We start from the raw sequence: 19,476 nt of genomic DNA, 5'->3' as shown, positions 1-19,476 counted from the left end.
ATCCCAGAGACACCCCGCAGCGAAAGGAACGCCCGTGACCGTCGAACACACCGTGCGCACGTACTCGTCCAAGGAGGAACTGCCCCGCGAGGAGCAGCTCGCCCACAAGCTCGCGAGCGTCGCGACCGACCCGGTGGCCGTGGAGCCCGAGGTCGTGGACATGGTCATCAACCGGATCATCGACAACGCGTCCGTGGCCGTGGCCTCCCTCAACCGCGGGCCCATCGTCTCCGCGCGCTCGCAGGCCCTGTGCCACCGGGTCGTCGATGGCGGTGGCTTCTCGGGCACCGGCGCGCTGCTCTACGGCGCCCCGGACGACGACGCCGCGGTCTCCCCCGAGTGGGCCGCGTGGGCCAACGGCGTGGCCGTGCGCGAGCTGGACTACCACGACACGTTCCTGGCCGCGGAGTACTCCCACCCCGGGGACAACATCCCGCCCATCCTGGCCGTCGCGCAGCACGTGGGCAGCACGGGCGAGGACCTCGTGCGCGCGATCGCCACCGGGTACGAGATCCAGGTGGACCTGGTCAAGGGCATGTGCCTGCACGAGCACAAGATCGACCACATTGCGCACATCGGTCCGTCCGCCGCCGCGGGCATCGGCACGCTGCTCGGCCTGAACACCGAGACCATCTTCCAGGCGATCGGTCAGGCACTGCACACGACCACCCAGACCCGGCAGTCCCGCAAGGGCGAGATCTCCACGTGGAAGGCCCACGCGCCCGCGTTCGCCGGGAAGATGGCGGTCGAGGCCGTGGACCGCGCAATGCGCGGGCAGACGTCCCCGACCCCCATCTACGAGGGCGAGGACGGCGTGATCGCGTGGCTGCTCTCGGGCCCGGAGGCCCGCTACACGGTGCCCCTGCCGGCCCCGGGTGAGCCCAAGCGCGCGATCCTGGACACGTACACCAAGGAGCACTCGGCGGAGTACCAGGCCCAGGCGTGGATCGACCTGGCGCGCAAGCTGCACCGCGAGCACCCGGAGGTCACCGACCCCGCCAACGTGGCCTCGGTGCTCATCAAGTCCTCGCACCACACCCACTACGTGATCGGTTCCGGGGCCAACGACCCCCAGAAGTACGATCCCACGGCGTCGCGTGAGACCCTTGACCACTCGATCCCGTACATCTTCACCGTGGCCCTGCAGGACGGCGCGTGGCACCACGTGGACTCCTACGCCCCCGAGCGTGCGGCCCGCCAGGACACCGTGGAGCTGTGGCACAAGGTCACCACGCAGGAGGACCCGGAGTGGACCCGCCGGTACCACTCCCTGGACATCTCCGAAAAGGCGTTCGGCGGTTCCGTGGAGATCACCCTCACGGACGGCACCGTGATCACGGACCAGATCGCCGTGGCGGACGCCCACCCGCTCGGTGCCCGCCCGTTCGCGCGGGAACAGTACATCACCAAGTTCCGCACCCTGGCCGAGGGCATCGTGGCCCCGGAGGAGATCGAGCGGTTCCTGGACGCGGTCCAGCGCATCCCCGAACTGGGTGCCGGGGAGCTCGGGCAGCTGAACATCACGGCCGCCGTGGAGCTGGAGACCTCAGCGAAGGGAATCTTCTGATCATGCTGTACACCACCGTGACCCCCGCCGAGAAGCGCGAACGGTTCCGCGAACTGCTCGCGGCCCCGGAGATCGCCCGTTTCCCCGGAGCGTTCACGCCCCTGTCCACCAAGCTCATCCAAGAGCAGGGCTTCGAGGGCGTCTACATCTCCGGCGGCGTGCTCGCCAACGAACTGGGCCTGCCGGACATCGGTCTCACGACCCTGACCGAGGTGGCCACGCGCGCCGGTCAGATCGCGCGCAGCACGGACCTGCCGTGCCTCGTGGACGCGGACACCGGATTCGGTGAGCCCATGAACGTTGCCCGCACCGTCCAGGAACTCGAGGACGCCGGCCTGGCCGGCTGCCACATCGAGGACCAGTTCAATCCCAAGCGCTGCGGCCACCTGGACGGGAAGAACGTGGTGGACACCGCCACGGCCACCAAGCGGATCAAGGCCGCCGTGGAAGCCCGCCGGGACCCGAACTTCGTGGTCATGGCCCGCACGGACCTGCGCGGTGTGGACGGACTGGATGCCGCGATCGACCGGGCCAAGGCCCTCGCCGACGCCGGCGCGGACGTGATCTTCCCCGAGGCCATGGCGGACCTCTCGGAGTTCGAGCGCATGGCTGAGGCCCTGGACGTGCCGATCTTGGCCAACATGACCGAATTCGGCAAGTCCCAGCTGTTCACCACGCAGCAACTGCACGGTGCAGAGGTGTCCATGATCATCTACCCCGTGTCCCTGCAGCGCCAGGCCCTCGGCGCCATGGAACGCCTGCTCACCACCATCCGGGAGGACGGCACCCAGCAGGCGCAGGTAGAGAACATGCTCACCCGTAAGCGGCTGTACGAACTCGTGGACTACAACGGGTACAACCAGTTCGATTCCGGGGTGTTCAATTTCGAGGTCCCCGAGACCCCGGACGCCTGAACCCCTCTGTTCCCACCACGCCAAGTGTGGTGTGGTGGGAACACTCAGTCCGTGCACGAGCCCGATCGTCGAAGGAGATCACCGTGGCCGATACCGAGATCCACAAAGGACTCGCCGGGGTGGTGGCTGACACCACCGCCGTGTCCAAGGTCAATGCAGAGACCAACTCGCTGCTCTACCGGGGCTACCCGGTGCAGGAACTCGCGCAGAACTGTTCCGCGGAACAGGTGGCGCTGCTTTTGTGGAACGGCGAGCTGCCGTCCGAGGACGAGCTCACCGCGTTCCAAAAGCTCGAGCGTTCCCACCGCGCGCTGACGCCCGAGCTCAAGCGCGTCATCGACGAGCTGCCCACCACGTGCCACCCCATGGACGTGTGCCGCACCGCCGCCTCGGTGATCGGCGCGCAGCACCCGCAGGCAGAGGACAACTCCCCCGAGGCGGAGCTGCGCAAGGCCCAGGAACTGTTCGCCGTCATGCCCGCCGTGGTGTGCTACGACCAGCGCCGCCGTCACGGCCAGGACCTCGTGGATCCCCGCGAGGACCTCGATTACTCCCAGAACTTCCTGTGGATGGCCTTCGGCGAGGAACCCGCCCCGGAGGTCGTGGACGCGTTCCGGGTGTCGATCATCCTGTACGCGGAACACTCGTTCAACGCTTCCACTTTCACGGCGCGCGTGATCACCTCCACGCTCGCGGACCTGCACTCGGCAGTGACCGGGGCCATCGGCGCCCTCAAGGGCCCCCTGCACGGCGGTGCCAACGAGGCCGTGATGCACACGTTCGAGGAGCTCGGGATCCGCAAGGACGAATCCGCCGAGGAAGCGGAGAAGCGCGCCAAGGAGTGGATGGACCAGGCGCTCGCGGAGAAGAAGAAGGTCATGGGCTTCGGCCACCGCGTGTACAAGCACGGTGACTCGCGCGTGCCCACCATGCAGGACGCCCTGTTCCGCATGCTCGAGCACTACGACCGGCCCGAGGTCCTTGGGCTCTACAACGGTCTGGCCAAGTCCATGGACGAGGCCAAATCCATCAAGCCCAACCTGGACTACCCCGCGGGCCCCACGTACTGGCTCATGGGGTTCGATATCCCCGCGTTCACGCCCATCTTCGTGGCCGCGCGGATCGTGGGCTGGACCGCGCACATCATGGAGCAGCGCGCAAACAACTCGCTGATCCGCCCGCTCTCGGACTACAGCGGTCCGGACGAGCGTCACCTGTCCTGAGTTTGGGACACCACGACGGCCCGCCGCCCCTTCACACGTGAGAGGTGGCGGGCCGTCGTCAGTACTTCGGGGCCCGCGGCAGACCCATGTAGGACTCCACCGTCGCGGACCCGCTGTTCTTCACACTCGTGGCCGTGGCGGTGCCCACGTAGCGCAGGTGCCACGGTTCGTAGGCGTACCCGGTGGTTGCGGTGTGCCCGTTGGGGTAGCGCACCACGAACCCGTAGGTGTGCCCGTTCGCGGCGATCCACTTCCCCTGTGGGGTATTGCCGAAGCACGGGAGCAGACCGCAGGTGGCCCCGGGGGCGCCCACGTCGATCGCGAGGCCGGTCTGATGTTCGGAGTGACCGGCCCGCGCGGAAATGGTGTCGGCGGTGGCCTGTCCGTACAGGGCCGTGTACTCGCGGTAGAGGCGCGCTTGGGTGCCGTAGTCGCGGTACCCGCTCACCGGGACCAGCGTGACCCCCTGTGCGGCCGCGGCACGGCTCATGCGCTGGTAGGCTGCTGCGGCGTCGTCCCGTAGCAGGACTCCCCCGCCCACCGAACGTAACGGAGCCGGGGCGTAGGTGCGCGGGGACAGCGGGCGTTTCTTGTTCACGACCACGGACACGCTGCGGGCATCGTCGATGTCCCGGTACACCCGCGCTCCTCCCTGGGCGGTCCAGGTGATGCGGCCGCGCTGGTAGCGGACCTCGCACGTGCCACCCGTGCAGATCTCACGCGTCACGGGGTACCCCAGGGCCCCGTGCTCGGAGCCCTCCGCGCGCCACTTCGCCAGGATCCCGCCGCGCTGGGCACGCGCACCGGTCGTGGACGTCCAGTGGATCGTGCCCTTCTGGTACTGCCGATAGCAGCCGCGGTCCCGCAGGCCACAGCGTTCGGCGGACGTGGGCTTGCCCAACCATGCGCCGGGATTCGGCAGGGCGCGGTACTCGTTGTCGATCCCCGCCCCGGCGTGGGCCGGTACCATGCCGCCCACGAGCAGCAGCGCGGCCAACAGGGCGGTGAGCAGGGCCGGACGACGCATGACGGTTCGCATGAGGCCACGATAGATGCTGCGCGTGACGCGCGGTCGGCCTATGGGCGAACAGCCGACGACGCCGCTCCCCGCCCTTCGCGGGCCCGGCGCCCACGCGCGGGAGGTCCCGGGCTCCGGGCGGTGCGGCGGGCGACGTCGCCGGCTCGGTGTGCGGGCGGAACGTCACCCACTCCGTGTGCTGCGGCTCCCGACGTGGTCGGCTCAGTGCGCGGCCCCGACGCTGCCGGCTCAGCGCGCTCGCGGGTGGGACGTCGCGTAGACCTCGCGCAGGGACTCCACGGACACGCGCGTGTAGATCTGGGTCGTGGCCAGGGAGGCGTGACCCAGCAGTTCCTGCACGACCCGCAGGTCCGCGCCGCCCTCGAGCAGGTGCGTGGCGAACGAGTGGCGCAGCGTGTGCGGCGTGATCCGCTCCTCCTGGTGGATCGTGCGCGCGGCGTCCTTGACCATGTTCCACGCCGTCTGCCGCGAGATCCGCGTGCCGCGAGCATTGAGGAACACCGCCGGGCTCCCCCGACCGTGCCGCGCCAACTCGGGGCGGGCCCGGACAAGGTAGCGGTCCAGGGCCGCCACGGCGAACGATCCCACGGGCACGAGCCGTTGCTTGGCACCCTTGCCCGTCACACGGATCAGGGCGAGGTCCTCGTCGTGCAGACCGGCGAGGTCGTCCACGTCCAGTGCGACGGCCTCGGAGATACGCGCACCCGTGGCGTACAGCAGTTCGAGGAACGCCCGGGCTCGCAGTCCCGCGGGTGTATCCGGGTCCGGGGCGGCCAGGAGGTTCTCGACCTCCGTGACGCCGATGGCCTTGGGCAGCCGCTGCGGCGGCATGGGCGGGCTCACGCGGGACGCGACGTCCGTGTCCACGCTCGACTCCGTGACCCAGAACGCGTGGGCCCCCCGCACCGCCGCGAGCACCCGCGCACTGCTGCGCGCGGACAGCGCCGGGTGGGCGGCGTCGCCCTCGCGGATGCTCCGCACGAACGCTCGCACGTGATCGGCCGTGATGTCCCTGGGCACACGCACGTGCGCGGCGGTCGCCGTGAGGTGCTGCAGGTAGCGCGCGAGGTCCCGGCGGTACGCACTCACGGTGTTCGCTGCGAGTCCGCGCTCGACCACGAGGTGGTCCAGGTAACGCGCCACGGCCCGCCGCAGTTCCGGTGCAGCCTCCGCCTCGGTCGTCGAGTCCGACGGCGCCGCACCCGCCCTCGGTCCCCCGTCCACGATCGGCAGCGGTTCGGTGATGGGACCGTGCGACTCGAGGGAGTCGTTCACCCCTCGTGCCGCGGCCGCGAGGTCCATTCGGCGTCCGGTGCGCGCAGCGTGGCCCAGTCCCGGGACCGCGCGATGTGCGTGGCGAGGATGCCGAGCGTGGCCGCAGGGGACGTGATCCGCCCGGCCATGACCGCGGCCACGGCGTCGTCGAGGTCCGCGAAACCAGCCACGATCTCCGCCTCCTCGCCCTCGCGTTCGAACCGCTCGGACTCGGGGACCTCGCTCAGGTCACGGGCCAAGAAGATCCGGTTGGCCTCCGCCGAGGAGCCTGGCGAGTTGTCGAAGTCCGCGAGCGTGTGCCAGGTCCGGGCCGTGAGATCCGCTTCCTCGCCCAGCTCGCGCTGGGCCGCCTGCAGCGCGGGTTCCCCGGACACATCGAGCAGCCCCGCCGGGATCTCCCACATCCGCTTGCGCACGGGGTGGCGGTACTGGTTGATGAGCAGGATCCGTTCCTTCTCGTCCAGCACGACCACGGACACCGCCCCCGGGTGCGTGATGAACTCCCGGGTCAGCGGTTCCTCCTGGCCCGCCATCCGGAAGGACTCACTGCACACGTCCCAGATGGCACCGTCGTAGACGGTCCGCGAATCCATGACGGTGTGCGGATCCGGGCGATCCGTCAGCTGCTCGGCGGTGATGCTCGTGTACTCCACGGCTCAGCCCTTGGCCTGGACGCCCCGGCGCTCGAGAGCGGCCTTGACGAGACCGTCGAACAGCGGATGCGGACGGGTCGGGCGAGAGGCCAGCTCGGGGTGTGCCTGCGTGGCCACGTAGTAGGGGTGCTCCTCACGGGGCAGCTCCACGAATTCCACGAGCGTGCCCTCCGGGGACGTGCCCGAGATCCGCAGCCCGGCCTCCGAGAGGGCGTCGCGGTACGCGTTGTTGACCTCGTAACGGTGGCGGTGACGCTCGGAGACCTCCGTGGCACCGTAGGCCTCGGCCACCACGGAACCCTCGGCCAGCGCGGCGGGGTACAGGCCCAGACGCATGGTGCCGCCCAGGTCACCGGCGCCCTCCACGAACTGCTTCTGCTCCTCCATGGTCGCGATCACGGGAGTGTCCGTGTCCGGGTCGAACTCGGTGGAGGAGGCGTTGGGCAGGCCCACGACGTCGCGCGCGTACTCGATGACCATGCACTGCAACCCGAGGCACAGCCCCAGGGTGGGCACCTTGTGCTCACGGGACCAGCGCAGGGCGCCGAGCTTGCCCTCGAGCCCACGGATGCCGAAGCCCCCGGGGATCAGGACGGCGTCCACGTCACCGAGTTCGCGCTGGGCGCCCTCTGGGGTGTCGCACAGGTCGGAGGCGACCCACTTGATGTGCACGCGGGCGTTGTTCGCGAATCCACCGGCCCGTAGCGCCTCGGACACGGACAGGTACGCGTCCGGGAGGTCGATGTACTTGCCCACGAGCGCGACCGTCACGTGGTGCTCGGGCTCGTGCACCGCGGTGAGCAGCCGGGACCACTGTCGTAGATCGGCGTCCTGGTAGTCCAGACCCAGGTAGTCCAGGATGTAGGTGTCCAGACCCTGGCTGTGCAGGGTGTTGGGAATGTCGTAGATGCTGGGGGCGTCCGCGCACGAGATCACGGCGTCCAGGTCCACGTCGCACGCGGCACCGATCTTGCGCAGCATCGCGTCCGGGACGTCCCGGTCGCAGCGCAGCACGAGGGCGTCGGGCTGGATGCCCAGACCGCGCAGCGAGGCCACGGAGTGCTGGGTGGGCTTGGTCTTGAGCTCACCGGACGGGCCGATGAACGGGATCAGGGACACGTGCAGGTAGAACACATTGCGCCGACCCACGTCCTGGCGCACCTGGCGCGCGGCCTCGATGAAGGGCTGGGACTCGATGTCACCGACCGTGCCGCCGATCTCGGTGATGATGATGTCCGGGGCGTTCTCGTCCTCGGCGCGGCGGCGCATCCGGCGCTTGAGCTCGTCCGTGATGTGCGGGATGACCTGCACGGTGTCACCCAGGTACTCGCCGCGGCGTTCCTTGGCGATCACCGTGGAGTACACCTGACCGGTGGTCACGTTCGCGGAGGCGTCCAGGTTCTCGTCCAGGAAGCGCTCGTAGTGACCGATGTCCAGGTCCGTCTCGGCGCCGTCGTCCGTGACGAAGACCTCACCGTGCTGGAAGGGGTTCATGGTTCCGGGATCCACGTTGAGGTACGGATCCAATTTCTGCATGGTCACGGACAGGCCGCGCGAACGCAGAAGCATCCCGAGTGAGGACGCGGTGAGCCCCTTGCCGAGGGACGAGGCCACACCTCCCGTGACGAAGATCTGCCGGGTCACCTTGCCGTCGTTCTTTTCTGTGCCTGCCTCGTGGGCGGCGTCCTGAGCATTCACCACGGGATTCGAGCCTACCATTCGTGTCTCGTCGGGGCGTTGGGGGTCGTCGGTCATGCGGTAGCGTCCCGCATGAGTTCTCGCGCGTGTTCGCGGGCCGCACTGGAGTCCTCGTGGCCCGCGAGCATGCGGGCCAGCTCCACCACGCGTTCCTCGTCCGTGAGCACTTTCACGTCCGAGACGCTCGAGTCCGAGGACTTGGTCACCAGGATGTGCTGATCCGCGAACGCAGCGACCTGGGGAAGGTGGGTCACCACGAGCACCTGCACGTTCTTGGCGAGCATCTTCAGCCGCCGGCCGATCTCTACGGCAGCCTTGCCGCCCACACCGGAATCGACTTCATCGAACACGAACGTAGGCACGGGGTCCACCTCGGAGAGCACCACCTCGAGCGCGAGCATGATGCGCGAGAGCTCACCACCGGAGGCACCCTTGCCGAGCGGGCGGGGTGTGGCCTGCGGGTGGGGCGCGAGCATGAACTCGATCGTGTCCCTGCCGTCGTCCGTGAAGCGCTCGGAGGGTTCCACCGCCACCACGAGGGACGCGTTGGGCATGGCCAGCGCGCTCAGTTCCTCGCTCACGGCGCCCGCGAGTTTCTTGGCGGCCACCCGTCGCAGCTCCAACAGCCTGGTCGCGTGCTTCACGAGGGCCGCATGCAGGCTCTCGCCCTCCGCGCGCAGTTGTTCCTCGCGTTGGGGGTCCACCACGAGCCCCTCGAGTCGGGTCCGGGCCTCGTCCGCCCAGGACAGCACTTCGTCGATGCTCGCACCGTACTTCTTGGTCAGCGCGCGCAGGGCACTGCGGCGGGCCTCGACCTCGGCGAGCCGCGCGGGGCCGTCCTCGTCCAGACCGCTCGCGTATCCCGAGAGGTCCGCGGCGACGTCGGCGGCGACCACGGTCAGCTCCCGCACCCGGGTGGCCAGGGCCACGAGTTCGGGGTCGGACTCCGCCACGAGGTCGATCGCCTGTTGCGCGTGGGACAGCAGGGCGACGGCGTTGAGGTCCGGTTCGTCGTCCGCGTCGGATCCGCTCAGGGCCCCGTGGGCGGACAATGCCGCACCCCGCAGGGCCTCGAGGTTAGTGAGCTTCTCGCTCTCCGCGTCCAACTGGGCGTCCTCGCCCGGAACGGGCTCCACGGCGTCGATCTCCTCGAGCGCGGTGGTCAACGCCTGGGCCTGCAGCGCTCGTTCGCGGGAGTTTTCCTTGGCCGCGCGCAACGTGGCCACGACCTCCCGGTAGCGCGCGAGTTTGCCGCGGTAGGTGGCGAGCTCCTCGGCAACGTCCGCGCCGGCGTAGTCGTCGAGCGCCGTTCGCTGGGCCGCCGGGGACTTCAGGCGTAGCTGGTCGGACTGCCCGTGGACGGCCACGAGGGTCTCACCGACGGCGCCGAGCGTGCCCACCGGTGCGGAACGGCCGCCCACATGGGCGCGACTGCGCCCCTCGGCCGAGACGGTGCGGGAGAGCAGGACCAGGGACTCCTCGGTGCCATTGACCGTCTCGCTGTCCACCGCACCACCGGATTCCTCCACGAGCGCCACAGCGGCGTGGTCCGACGGCACCCGCACGGTGGCTTCCGCTAGCGCCTTGGTGCTGCCCGAGCGCACGGACCCGGCGTCCGCGCGGTTGCCGAGCAGCATGCCGAGCGCGGTGACCACCATGGTCTTCCCCGCGCCGGTCTCACCCGAGAGGATCGACAACCCGGGGCCCAGGGGCAGGACGGCGTCCGTGATGACGCCGAGGTCGTGGATGTGGATCTCCTCGATCATGACCGGGAGGTCCCGTCCGGTCGGTCGCCGGTCCGCTCACCGGTCGAGGGGCCGCCATCGAGCCAGGGCGCGTCGTTGTGGTGCGGGATCTCCCGGCCCACGCTGAGCTTGAGTTGTTCCTCGTCCTGAGCGACCACCTTGGTGGTGGGCTGCACGACAGACAGGGCCGAGGTGAGGGCCTCGAGCTGTTCCTTGGGCATGGGGCCACGCCATCCGGCGATCGGCAGTTCGAACTTCTTGACGAGGCGTTCGGAGAACGGGGTCGCGTGCATGCGGGCCAGGTTCACGGACTTCTCGGACCGGCGCACCTCGATGCGCGATCCCGGGGGCAGGTCCACGGTTCGCCGTCCGTCGCACCACAGGACACCGCGGGCATCCGTGCGGGTGAGCACCTCCACGGCCATCATGGAGCGCGGGGAGATCACGAGGGGGCGGGAGAACAGGGCATGGGCGGACAGCGGGACCATGAGCAGGGCCTCGACCTCCGGCCAGACCACGGGACCACCCGCGGAGAACGCGTAGGCCGTGGAGCCGGTGGGGGTGGCCATGACCACGCCGTCGCACCCGAACGTGGACAGCGGCCTGCGGTCCACCTCCGTGACGACCTCGATCATCTTCTCCCGGTTGCCCTTCTCCACGGAGGCCTCGTTGAGCGCCCACGTGTGCAGGACTTTTCGGCGCTGCTCCCACACGGTGATGTCCAGGGCCATGCGCCGCTCCACCGTGTAGCGACCGTCGACGATGGCCTCCACGGTCTCGCTCAGCGCGGAACGCTCGGACTCGGCGAGGAAGCCCACGTGACCCAGATTGACGCCCAGCAGAGGGGTGTCCACTCCGCGCACCAGTTCCGCCGCGCGCAGGATGGAGCCGTCACCGCCGAGCACCATGACGATCTCGATCTCGCGCAGCGCCACGTCCTCCTCGAGGATCTCCACGGGTGCCATGTCCGACCCGTCCGCACGCAGGGCCTCGAGGTCCGGGCGGCAGAGGACAGGTACGAGCCCGGCGTCGTGCAGTTGTTCGCAGGACTGGCGGGCCGCTTCCTTGGCCTCGTGCCGCCCCGTGTGGGTCATCACCAAGATTTTCCGGCTCACGAGCTGAAGACCATCCTCCTGCGATCGACTCCCACGGTGGGCTGACTCAGCCAACACTACGCGAGCGCCCCGACGCGGTCAGTGCTTCGGGCTGCGGCACCACACGAAGAACTCCACATTGCCGTCCTGGCCCGGCAGCGGACTGGGCGCCGTGCCGAGCACCTCGAGCCCGACGTCGCGCGCGCACGCCCGTACGCGCTCCACCGCCGCTTCCCGCGCGGCGTCGGACGTCACGACGCCGGTGCGGGACAGCGCGTGCGCCCCCACCTCGAACTGGGGTTTGACCATGAGCAACAGGTCCCCTCCACGCTCCGTGGCCGCCGCGAGCGCAGGGACCACGAGGGTCAGGGAGATGAAGGAGAGGTCGCACACTGTCAGTTGGGCGGGGCCGCCGATCTCGGCGGAATCCAGGTAGCGCGCGTTGAGCCCCTCGTGGACCCGGACGCGGGGGTCCGCGCGCAGTTCGGGGACCAATTGGTCGTGCCCCACGTCCACCGCCACGACCTCGCGCGCACCACGGCGCAACAGGACGTCCGTGAACCCTCCGGTGGACGCCCCCGCATCCAGACAGCGCTTGCCCGCGGGGTACACGTCCGGGAACCGTTCGAGCGCGCCGGCCAGTTTGTGCCCGGCGCGGCTCACGTACTCCTCGCCCTCGGCTGCCGCGACCTCGAGCGTAGCCTCCGAGGTGACCACGGCGGAGGGTTTCGTGGCCGCGGACCCGTTCACACTCACGCGCCCGGCCTTGATCAGCGCGGCGGCCACGGTGCGGGACCGGGCGAGACCGCGCGCGGTCAGCGCCCGGTCGAGCCGATCGTTCACGGGTGCTCCCGCTCCCCCGCGGCGTCCGACCCAGGCTCCGTCACGGAGTCGATGAGCCCGGCGGGCAACGAACCCGGCGACGCGTTGAGGATCCGCTCCAGTTCTTCGTGCAGGACCTCGTACGCCGCGGCCTGTTCCGTGACGGGGAGCGCGGCGATGTTTGCTTCACGCGCGAGCACGCGGTCCACGGGGTCCAGGCCGGTGTGCGGGGGCTCGGGGTGTTCCTCGTTCACGCGGGGTCCTGCCACGTCAGCGACGGTTCGTGAGCGACGTCGACGTCGGGATGGGCGGCCCACCACGCGGCGCATGCAGCGCGCCAACCGTCCAGGCTGTCGCGAGGCGCGGTGACCGTCACGGCGGTGCTGTCGGTCTCCGCGACGGCCTCGCGGCACCGCGCGCGGAACCAGTCGCCGTCGTGCGTGACGTCCACCCGGGGATACGGTTCGAACAGCTCACGCAGGTTCCCCAGGAGGTAGGTGGGGCGCTGGGACGTGCACGCGGCGAGCACCGAACACGGCGAGTCCACCCCCGTGAACACCTCGATCCCGGGCATGCCCGCGTTGTTGGCCCCGAGGATGTCGGTGTCCAGCCGGTCCCCCACGACTGCGGGGTTGCGGGCGCCGACGCGCTCGGCCGCCTCGCGGAAGATGGGGGCCTCGGGTTTGCCCGCGACCACGGGTTCCCGGCCCGACGCCGCGGCAACAGCGGCCACGAGCGTCCCGTTGCCGGGGGCGATCCCCCGTTCCTTGGGGATGGTGCGGTCGGTGTTGGTCGCGCACCACAGCACGGCGTCGTCCGCGAGGGTGAAGGCGGCCTCGGCGAGGTGCTCCCATCCGATGTGCGGGTCGAAGCCCTGCACCACGACCTCCGGTTGCTCGTCCTGGGAGGTCACGGGGGTCAATCCCACGGCGCGGATCTCGTCCGCGAGCGCCTGCGCCCCCGTGATCAACACTTTCGCCGACCGCGGGAGCCGCTCCGCCAGCAAAGCCGCGGCCGCCTGGGCGGAACTCACCACGTCCTGCGTCCGAGCGGGAGCGCCGAGGGACGAGATGTGCTCGGCCACCGCTTCGGGGGATCGGGATGCGTTGTTGGTTACGTACATCACCGCGCGCCCCGAGTCCTTCACTCGCTTGAGGCTCTCCGGGGCGCCGTCGATCGCGTGCGGTCCCGCGTAGACCACACCGTCCAGATCACACAGCAAGGCGTCGAACCGTTCGATGAGCGTCGCGTCCTCGCTCCCCTCCTCGCGGGCGGGATCAGTTGCGGTCATGACCGGTGTCCGTCCCGTGCTCGCCGTCGGCGCTCTCGGCGGGTGCGTGGTTGTCGGCTGACGGTTCGTCGTGCCGTGCCGTGGACTCGTCCTCCTCGGGTGCATCCTCCCGGACCGACGCGTCCTGCGCCTTTGCGCCACCTTCAGCCAGCGCGTCCTCCTCAGAGGGCGCCTCGTCCCGGTCGGAATCCGCGCCCGCCGCGGGGGCGTCATCACTGGGGCGGTCCGCGCTGTGTCGCTTCTGGGCCTCACGGACGGTGCGCCGAGCGTCGTCCTCGTCCAGGTCGTCACCCAGGTCCACGATCTCGGGCTCGGAGAACTGGCCCATGCCCAGCGCCGCCTCCGCAACGATGGCCTGGCGATCCCACGACATGGCCTCGCTGTCGCGACCCACCGCGCGCAGGGCGTCCGCGTACGCGCGGAAGAGTTTGGGGCTGTAGGAGAACCCGCGGTTCTTGTCGAGCTGCGGGATCTCGAGCGCCGCGAGCGCGGCCTGTTCGTCACCGGCGTCGGCGTGGATCCCGGACACGACCATGGCGAGCTCGGCCTTGCCCTCGGCGTCCAGCGCATCGGCGGCATCCGAGATGGCCTCTTCCATGGCCTTGTCCACGCGGCCCAGGGCACGCTGGGCGTCCACCATGAGCGGCAGGTGTGCCTGCGAACCGGAGATCCGCCGGTGGGTGCGCAACTCCTTCAGGGCGAGCGCGTAGTCACCGGCCGCGTACGCCGCGATCCCGGCAACCTCGCGCACAGCGCCGATCCGCCCCGCCTTACGCACGGCGGCGTTGGCGTGTTCAAGGGCGAATTCGGGATCGTCGTCGAGATAGCGCGCCGCCATCACGAGGTGCTTGGACACCCGCTCGGCGTTGCTCGCCTCGAGGGCCTGCAGTTCCCGGCGCACGGTCCGGTCGATCTCCCGACCCGTGACGTCCGCGTCGATGTCCGGGGCCACGAACCGCGGCTGGGCATCTCGGCGGTCATTGCGCTCGGGGTCACGTGCGTCACCGCGCCGGTCGTCACGGTGGTCGCGGCGCTCGTCGCGCGCTCCGAAGCCGCGCCCGCCGCCCTGGCGAACCCGGTCACCGCCCCGGCGCGCGAAGCCCCCGTCCCGGCGATCCCGGTCCCCGCGATCATCACGTCGCCCAAAACCACCATCACGACGGTCGCCCCGACGCCCGTAGTTGCCCTCACGCCTGTCGTCCCGACGCCCGTAGCCGCCCCGTTCCTCACCACGAGCGCCGTCGCGCGGACCGCGTCGATCGTCGTCACGGCGGTAGCCGCCTCGCCGGTCATCATTCCTGCGCTCGTCACCGCGCCCGCCGTAACTCCCCGCCCGCTCGTCCCGGCCCCGGTAGCCGCTGCGAGCGTCGTCTCCGGATGAACGGCGTCCGCTGCCGCCTCGGCCGCCGAAATCGTCCCGATCTCCGGGACGGCCCCCCGAGCCCCCGCGGTACGAGGAGCGATCGGAGCCACGGCGATCCGTGCCCCGACGATCGTCGTCGCCCCGGGAGAACCGGCGGTCTCCCCCACCGCGGGATGAACCGCGCTCGTCACGGCCCCACCGGCCGCCGCGGTCACCCCCGCCGCGTCGACGATCGGAACGATCGTGGGAACCGTGCTGTTCAGATTCGCTCAAGGGGTGTCTCCTACTGCGGCCTGCGGCCATGGTGCGGGGGCGGGATCTGGCACCGCCGGATGTTCTCGAAGAGCATTCTACAAACGGTGCGCGGAGCACTCCCAACGCCATGGACGGGCTGGTCGCGGCACTCGAACGGGACGCGGGGAGATGATCCGCGCGGGGAGTGAACCGCAGGAGGGTGGGCGCCGTACATAATGAAGCATGCGTTTGAGATCCCTCTCCAAAAACCTGCTTCTGCGGGTCCTCGTGGCCATCGTCATGGGCGTCGTCTTCGGCCTCTTCTTCCCGGAATGGCTCGCACGGGTGTTCATAACCTTCAACGGCATCTTCAGCCAGTTCCTGGGGTTTCTGATCCCCCTGATCATCGTGGGCCTCGTGACACCGGCCATTGCGGATCTGGGACGGGGCGCGGGCAAGTGGTTGGCCGTGACGGCGGCCATCGCGTACGGGTCCACCATTTTCGCCGGTCTCCTGGCGTTCCTCGTGGCCAAGGCGAGCTACCCGTGGCTGCTGGGCGGTCACAGGTCCGTCAACGGGCTGGAGAACCCGGAGGACCACGCCCTGAGCGGGTTCTTCGACATCACCATGCCACCCGTGTTCGACGTGATGACAGCTCTCATCCTGGCCTTCTGCATCGGCGTGGGGATCACGTTCGTCAAGGGCAACTACCTGCACCACGGGTTCGGGGAGCTGCGCACGATCGTGATGCGGATCGTGGAGAAGATCATCATCCCGCTGTTGCCCGTCTACATCTTCGGCATGTTCCTGAGCCTCACCATGAACGGGCAGATCGTCCTGGTGATCTCCACCTTCCTGCGCGTGGTGATCCTGGCGTTCATCATGACCGTGGTGATCCTGATCATCCAGTACTGCGTGGCGGGCCTCGTGGCCAAGCGCAACCCGCTCGTGATGCTCAAGAACATGCTCCCGGCGTACGCCACGGCGCTGGGCACGTCATCGTCCGCGGCGACCATCCCCGTGACCTTGGAATGCACCAAGCGCAACGGCGTGGACGAGCGCGTCGCCGGGTTCACCATTCCCCTGTGCGCCACGATCCACCTCTCCGGGTCCACCATGAAGATCGTGCTGTTCTCCCTGGCGATCATGACCATTTCGGGGATGCCCATCAACACGTGGCAGTACATCGGGTTCATCCTGCTGCTGGGCGTGACCATGGTCGCCGCGCCCGGTGTCCCCGGCGGCGCGATCATGGCCGCGGTCGGCATCCTGCAGTCCACGCTGGGCTTCGACGAGACCGCCGTGGGGCTCATGATCGCCACCTACGTGGCCATCGACTCGTTCGGCACCGCATGTAACGTCACCGGCGACGGCGCCATCGCCGCCGTCATGGACCGCATGCTCAAGGACAAGAGCGGGCGCCTGCGTGACGCCCCCGCGGAGTCGACCGTCTGACCATCTCGTGCGGGCCTCGCAGCCCGCACCTGCGATCCATCACGACGGCGCGTCGCACTGTGCGACGCGCCGTCGTCATCTCGTGGCCGGGTGCCGGTACGGGTGGCCCGCTCAGGGAGCACCCGCTCAGGAGACCCCGGTGATCACGGAGAGTCCCGCCGAGGCGAGGCCGGCGAACAGGACACCCCACAGCACGATCGAGATGCACTGCCAGAAGATGATCTTCCCCTTGGCCACGCCAGCCCCGGCCATCATGGACGAGGTGATCTGACTGGGCAGCACGGCCTGACCCAGGATTGACACCCCGGCCACCCCGTACTTCTCGAACATCCTCACGAAACGCTGCTGACGTTTGCTCGGCTCCTTGCGCTCGTCCCGATTGCGCGTGAAGAACTTCCGGACCCGCTCCGCGAACAGGACCAACAGGGTCATGGAGACGATGTTGCCGATCACGGCGAAGAGCACCGCCATCACGGGATGGATCCCCGCGATGACCCCCACCGCCGAGGCCCCGTAGGACTCGATGAACGGGATCGCCCCGCCCAGCATCAGGAACAGGGCCTGAACGGTCTGCCCCGCGGCCTCCACATTCTCCTGCAACCACTGCATGGCGTTCTTCCTCTCCTCCGGCGGGTGCTTGAGCGCCGCGCTGTGGACGTGTGTTCGGGCTGTCGTGCCCTTCTGCCCACCACTCTTCCGCGCGGGGACCGTTCGCGGCAGTGAGCCCGCGTCATCACCTTGGCCACGGATGTCATCAGCCCACATGACACGTGTCATATCCGGATCACCCGGCCCCTAGGGTGGAGGCATGTCGGCGATCCCTACGTCCGCGCCGGTCCACGGCGCAGAACAGCACGAACTCGACCTCGCGCGGCAACGCCGGAACATGAGCCTGGTGTGGTGGAGCACCTACCTCACGCTGGTGGGCATCCTGCTCTACGTGTTCTTCCTGAACTTCGCGGCCATCGCGTTCAGGCCATCGGCGGCCGCGTACGTCACGACGGGGATCATCGGCGTGACGAGCCTGCTGTGCTGGGCCGCAGGGCTGTTGCGGATTCGTCGGGGTGTGAGTCGGGCGGCCGTGTTGACTCCTTTTATGGGTGTGGCTGCGATCCTGGGGATTGTGTGCGCCGTTCTCGCGGCGAGCGTCGGCCCCCGAGGGGTTTACGCCGCACTCCCCCTGGCCGTCGTGGTCATGACGGCCGGCCTGCAGCCCGAGCACCGCTGGCGCTGGTTGTTCCTCGTGGCCGCTGCGATCCCGCCCGTGTACCTCTTGGTCTGTTGGGCCATGGGGGTGATGAACCCGACCGCGATGGACGTCGCCATGACCATCCAGTACGCGGGGATCGTCCTGCTCGCCATCCCCTCCTCGTTGTGGGTCTGGGGCGTCATGCTACAGCTGGAGGCCGCTCAGCGCCGTGCCGCGGACCTGGCCATCGCGAACGAGCGGCTGCGCTTCGCGGCGGACCTGCACGACGTCCAGGGGCATCACCTTCAGGTCATCAGCCTCACCACGGATCTCGCGGCCCGCCTGCTCGGCAAACAGCAGTACGACGCCGCCCGCGAGCAGGTCCTCGCGGCTCACGCAGGCGCGCAGGAAGCCCTGCGTGACACACGCTCCCTGGTCCAGGGTTATCGCTCCACCACTCTCCTGGACGAGCTCGAGAACGCGTCCTCCGTTCTCGGCGCGGCCGGGATCCACACGGACGTGGACCTGCCCCCGATGCTGCGGACCTGGGCCGGTCGCTCACGACCCTTCCCCGACTCCACCGAGGACGGCCGCGGTGACACCGTCACGAGCAATGTGCTGGGCCTCGTTGTGCGGGAGGGCACAACCAATATCCTGCGGCACTCCCACGCCTCCTCCGCGCGGATCTCGCTGCGTTTGATCTCGTCCACGGGTCGTGACGACGACGCCGCACCCACCGGTCGTGCCGCACGGCGCCGACGCCTGCCGGGCGGGGGCGCTCATCTCGAACTCGTCATCCACAACGACGGCGCGTCCCCGTCCTCGGAATCCACGCCGGACGCCTCCACCGGGAACGGATTGGCGGGGCTGCGTGAACGACTGTCGGCGCTGGGAGGCACGCTCACGTACACCTTCGATCCCGCGCACGACGGTTTCACCCTGACCGCGCGCGTGCCTATGACACGAGACGACCATGAATGACGAGCGGATCACGATCCTTCTCGCGGACGACGAGCACCTGATCCGCGGGGCCCTTGCTGCCCTGCTGCGCCTCGAGGACGACTTCGACGTGGTGGCCGATGTCGCAGACGGGGCCGAGGCTCTACGGGCGGCTCAGCAGCACTCCCCCACCGTGTGCATCCTGGACCTGGAGATGCCGCCCACGGATGGCGTGGACACGGCGCAGCGCATCGTGAGCTCGGTGGACACCCGCATCCTCATGGTCACGCGCCACGCCCGTCCCGGAGTACTGCGCCGCACCCTGTCTGCGGGCGTGTCCGGGTTCCTCCCCAAGTCCACGCCCTCCGAGAAGCTGGCCCAGGTGGTGCGGGACATCGCGGCCGGCAAGCGGTACGTGGATCCAGAAATCGCCGCGAGTGCGCTATCGGGCTCCGCATGCCCTCTGAGTGACCGGGAACTGGACGTGCTGCGTGAATCCGCGCAGCAGCCCACTCTCGCGGACGCGGCTGCGGCCCTGCATCTCGCACCGGGGACCGTCCGGAACTACGTCTCCTCGGCCCTGGCCAAGTTGCACGTGTCCACCCGTCAAGAGGCCGTGCAGCGGGCATGGGACGAGGGATGGATCTGAGGGTGAGAGAGCGTGACGCTGTCGACTCGCATCGGGGTGCAGCAGAAGAACCCGATCGTGGTGGTGGCCCGAACGAACCCATCGCCGCTGGCGCCGTGGTGAAGCCCACCGTGGCGTTTACACTGCACGATCTCCTCGCCCAGCGGGACGTGCAGCGTACCCTCATCCACGGACACTGTCTCGACCTCGCGCACCCTGCCCTGTGGAAGCATCGCCTTGCTGAGCCGAACCTCGCCGCGATGTGGGAGAACTATCGTAATTGGAATACCGACGAGCGCACTCCATGAACAAAGCCCCCCGAGGAGTATTCCTCGGGGGGCTTGTGT

General features: G+C 69.2%; 19 protein-coding genes. 8 read left to right on the top strand and 11 right to left on the bottom strand.

All coding sequences use genetic code 11. The features are described from left to right. Positions 1 to 34: 34 nt before the first annotated feature. The 3 genes from Q9R22_RS12110 (at position 35) to Q9R22_RS12100 (ending at position 3,704) form a co-directional block, all read left to right on the top strand. On the top strand, positions 35 to 1,567 hold the full coding sequence (locus Q9R22_RS12110) for an MmgE/PrpD family protein (protein WP_131333144.1): 1,533 nt from the start codon (positions 35 to 37) through the stop codon (positions 1,565 to 1,567). Positions 1,568 to 1,569: 2 nt separating this feature from the next. Continuing rightward, the gene (prpB, locus tag Q9R22_RS12105; protein WP_311254272.1) at positions 1,570 to 2,481 is read left to right on the top strand and encodes a methylisocitrate lyase; all 912 of its coding nucleotides are present in this window, start codon (positions 1,570 to 1,572) and stop codon (positions 2,479 to 2,481) included. Positions 2,482 to 2,564: 83 nt separating this feature from the next. Next, positions 2,565 to 3,704, top strand: a complete 1,140-nt coding sequence (locus tag Q9R22_RS12100; RefSeq protein WP_064845377.1) for a bifunctional 2-methylcitrate synthase/citrate synthase — start codon at positions 2,565 to 2,567, stop codon at positions 3,702 to 3,704. A gap of 58 nt (positions 3,705 to 3,762) precedes the next feature. Here the strand turns inward: Q9R22_RS12100 and Q9R22_RS12095 are convergent, their stop codons facing one another. From Q9R22_RS12095 to Q9R22_RS12050, 10 genes are all read right to left on the bottom strand, one after another. Beyond that, a complete protein-coding gene (locus tag Q9R22_RS12095) occupies positions 3,763 to 4,743 on the bottom strand; it encodes a D-alanyl-D-alanine carboxypeptidase family protein (protein ID WP_131333145.1) in 981 nt (326 codons plus the stop codon). Positions 4,744 to 4,971: 228 nt separating this feature from the next. Continuing rightward, positions 4,972 to 5,886, bottom strand: coding sequence for a site-specific tyrosine recombinase XerD (locus tag Q9R22_RS12090; RefSeq protein ID WP_085106065.1), 915 nt, complete (start codon positions 5,884 to 5,886; stop codon positions 4,972 to 4,974). A 128-nt stretch (positions 5,887 to 6,014) separates the two neighbouring features. Next, on the bottom strand, positions 6,015 to 6,671 hold the full coding sequence (locus Q9R22_RS12085; protein WP_131333146.1) for an NUDIX hydrolase: 657 nt from the start codon (positions 6,669 to 6,671) through the stop codon (positions 6,015 to 6,017). A gap of 3 nt (positions 6,672 to 6,674) precedes the next feature. Beyond that, positions 6,675 to 8,390 (bottom strand): CTP synthase, encoded by a 1,716-nt coding sequence (locus tag Q9R22_RS12080; RefSeq protein WP_064845380.1) that lies wholly within the window; start codon positions 8,388 to 8,390, stop codon positions 6,675 to 6,677. Between the two features lie 32 nt (positions 8,391 to 8,422). Then, positions 8,423 to 10,135 carry a DNA repair protein RecN gene (gene recN / locus Q9R22_RS12075; protein WP_064845381.1) on the bottom strand — a complete coding sequence of 571 codons (1,713 nt, stop codon included), beginning with the start codon at positions 10,133 to 10,135 and terminating at the stop codon, positions 8,423 to 8,425. Next, complete coding sequence (locus tag Q9R22_RS12070; protein ID WP_242670439.1) at positions 10,132 to 11,229, bottom strand: NAD kinase; 1,098 nt, start codon at positions 11,227 to 11,229, stop codon at positions 10,132 to 10,134. Before Q9R22_RS12070 ends, recN begins: the two co-directional genes overlap by 4 nt. Before the next feature lie 78 nt (positions 11,230 to 11,307). Beyond that, on the bottom strand, positions 11,308 to 12,051 hold the full coding sequence (locus tag Q9R22_RS12065; RefSeq protein ID WP_131333147.1) for a TlyA family RNA methyltransferase: 744 nt from the start codon (positions 12,049 to 12,051) through the stop codon (positions 11,308 to 11,310). Further along, the gene (locus tag Q9R22_RS12060) at positions 12,048 to 12,284 is read right to left on the bottom strand and encodes a hypothetical protein (protein ID WP_064845384.1); all 237 of its coding nucleotides are present in this window, start codon (positions 12,282 to 12,284) and stop codon (positions 12,048 to 12,050) included. The genes Q9R22_RS12065 and Q9R22_RS12060 overlap by 4 nt, the downstream gene beginning before the upstream one ends. Then, entirely contained in the window at positions 12,281 to 13,321 is a 1,041-nt protein-coding gene (locus Q9R22_RS12055) for an HAD-IIA family hydrolase (protein ID WP_131333148.1), read from the bottom strand. The genes Q9R22_RS12060 and Q9R22_RS12055 overlap by 4 nt, the downstream gene beginning before the upstream one ends. Beyond that, positions 13,308 to 14,273 carry a hypothetical protein gene (locus Q9R22_RS12050; protein ID WP_131333149.1) on the bottom strand — a complete coding sequence of 322 codons (966 nt, stop codon included), beginning with the start codon at positions 14,271 to 14,273 and terminating at the stop codon, positions 13,308 to 13,310. The genes Q9R22_RS12055 and Q9R22_RS12050 overlap by 14 nt, the downstream gene beginning before the upstream one ends. Before the next feature lie 69 nt (positions 14,274 to 14,342). Between Q9R22_RS12050 and Q9R22_RS12045 the strand changes: the two genes are divergently transcribed. Beyond that, a complete protein-coding gene (locus tag Q9R22_RS12045) occupies positions 14,343 to 14,702 on the top strand; it encodes a hypothetical protein (RefSeq protein WP_165489799.1) in 360 nt (119 codons plus the stop codon). A 459-nt stretch (positions 14,703 to 15,161) separates the two neighbouring features. Then, positions 15,162 to 16,373 carry a dicarboxylate/amino acid:cation symporter gene (locus Q9R22_RS12040; RefSeq protein ID WP_131333151.1) on the top strand — a complete coding sequence of 404 codons (1,212 nt, stop codon included), beginning with the start codon at positions 15,162 to 15,164 and terminating at the stop codon, positions 16,371 to 16,373. Between the two features lie 126 nt (positions 16,374 to 16,499). On the opposite strand, the gene Q9R22_RS12035 is transcribed toward Q9R22_RS12040, so the two are convergent. Beyond that, complete coding sequence (locus tag Q9R22_RS12035) at positions 16,500 to 16,982, bottom strand: small multi-drug export protein (protein WP_098055181.1); 483 nt, start codon at positions 16,980 to 16,982, stop codon at positions 16,500 to 16,502. Positions 16,983 to 17,181: 199 nt separating this feature from the next. Here Q9R22_RS12035 and Q9R22_RS12030 point away from each other — a divergent pair, with 199 nt between their 5' ends. Genes Q9R22_RS12030 through Q9R22_RS12020 form a run of 3 tightly spaced genes read left to right on the top strand, consistent with a single transcriptional unit; the run spans position 17,182 to position 19,437 of the window. Further along, positions 17,182 to 18,543: a sensor histidine kinase gene (locus Q9R22_RS12030; RefSeq protein WP_131333152.1), complete on the top strand. Its 1,362-nt coding sequence runs from the start codon at positions 17,182 to 17,184 to the stop codon at positions 18,541 to 18,543. Next, complete coding sequence (locus Q9R22_RS12025; protein ID WP_131333153.1) at positions 18,536 to 19,150, top strand: response regulator transcription factor; 615 nt, start codon at positions 18,536 to 18,538, stop codon at positions 19,148 to 19,150. The genes Q9R22_RS12030 and Q9R22_RS12025 overlap by 8 nt, the downstream gene beginning before the upstream one ends. Positions 19,151 to 19,152: 2 nt before the next feature. Continuing rightward, complete coding sequence (locus Q9R22_RS12020) at positions 19,153 to 19,437, top strand: hypothetical protein (protein WP_131333154.1); 285 nt, start codon at positions 19,153 to 19,155, stop codon at positions 19,435 to 19,437. Positions 19,438 to 19,476: the final 39 nt, after the last annotated feature.

The sequence above is a fragment of the Kocuria sp. PD6 genome, assembly GCF_031844145.1.
Classification (GTDB): domain Bacteria; phylum Actinomycetota; class Actinomycetes; order Actinomycetales; family Micrococcaceae; genus Kocuria; species Kocuria marina.
This window is presented reverse-complemented; position numbering and strand designations above follow the sequence as displayed.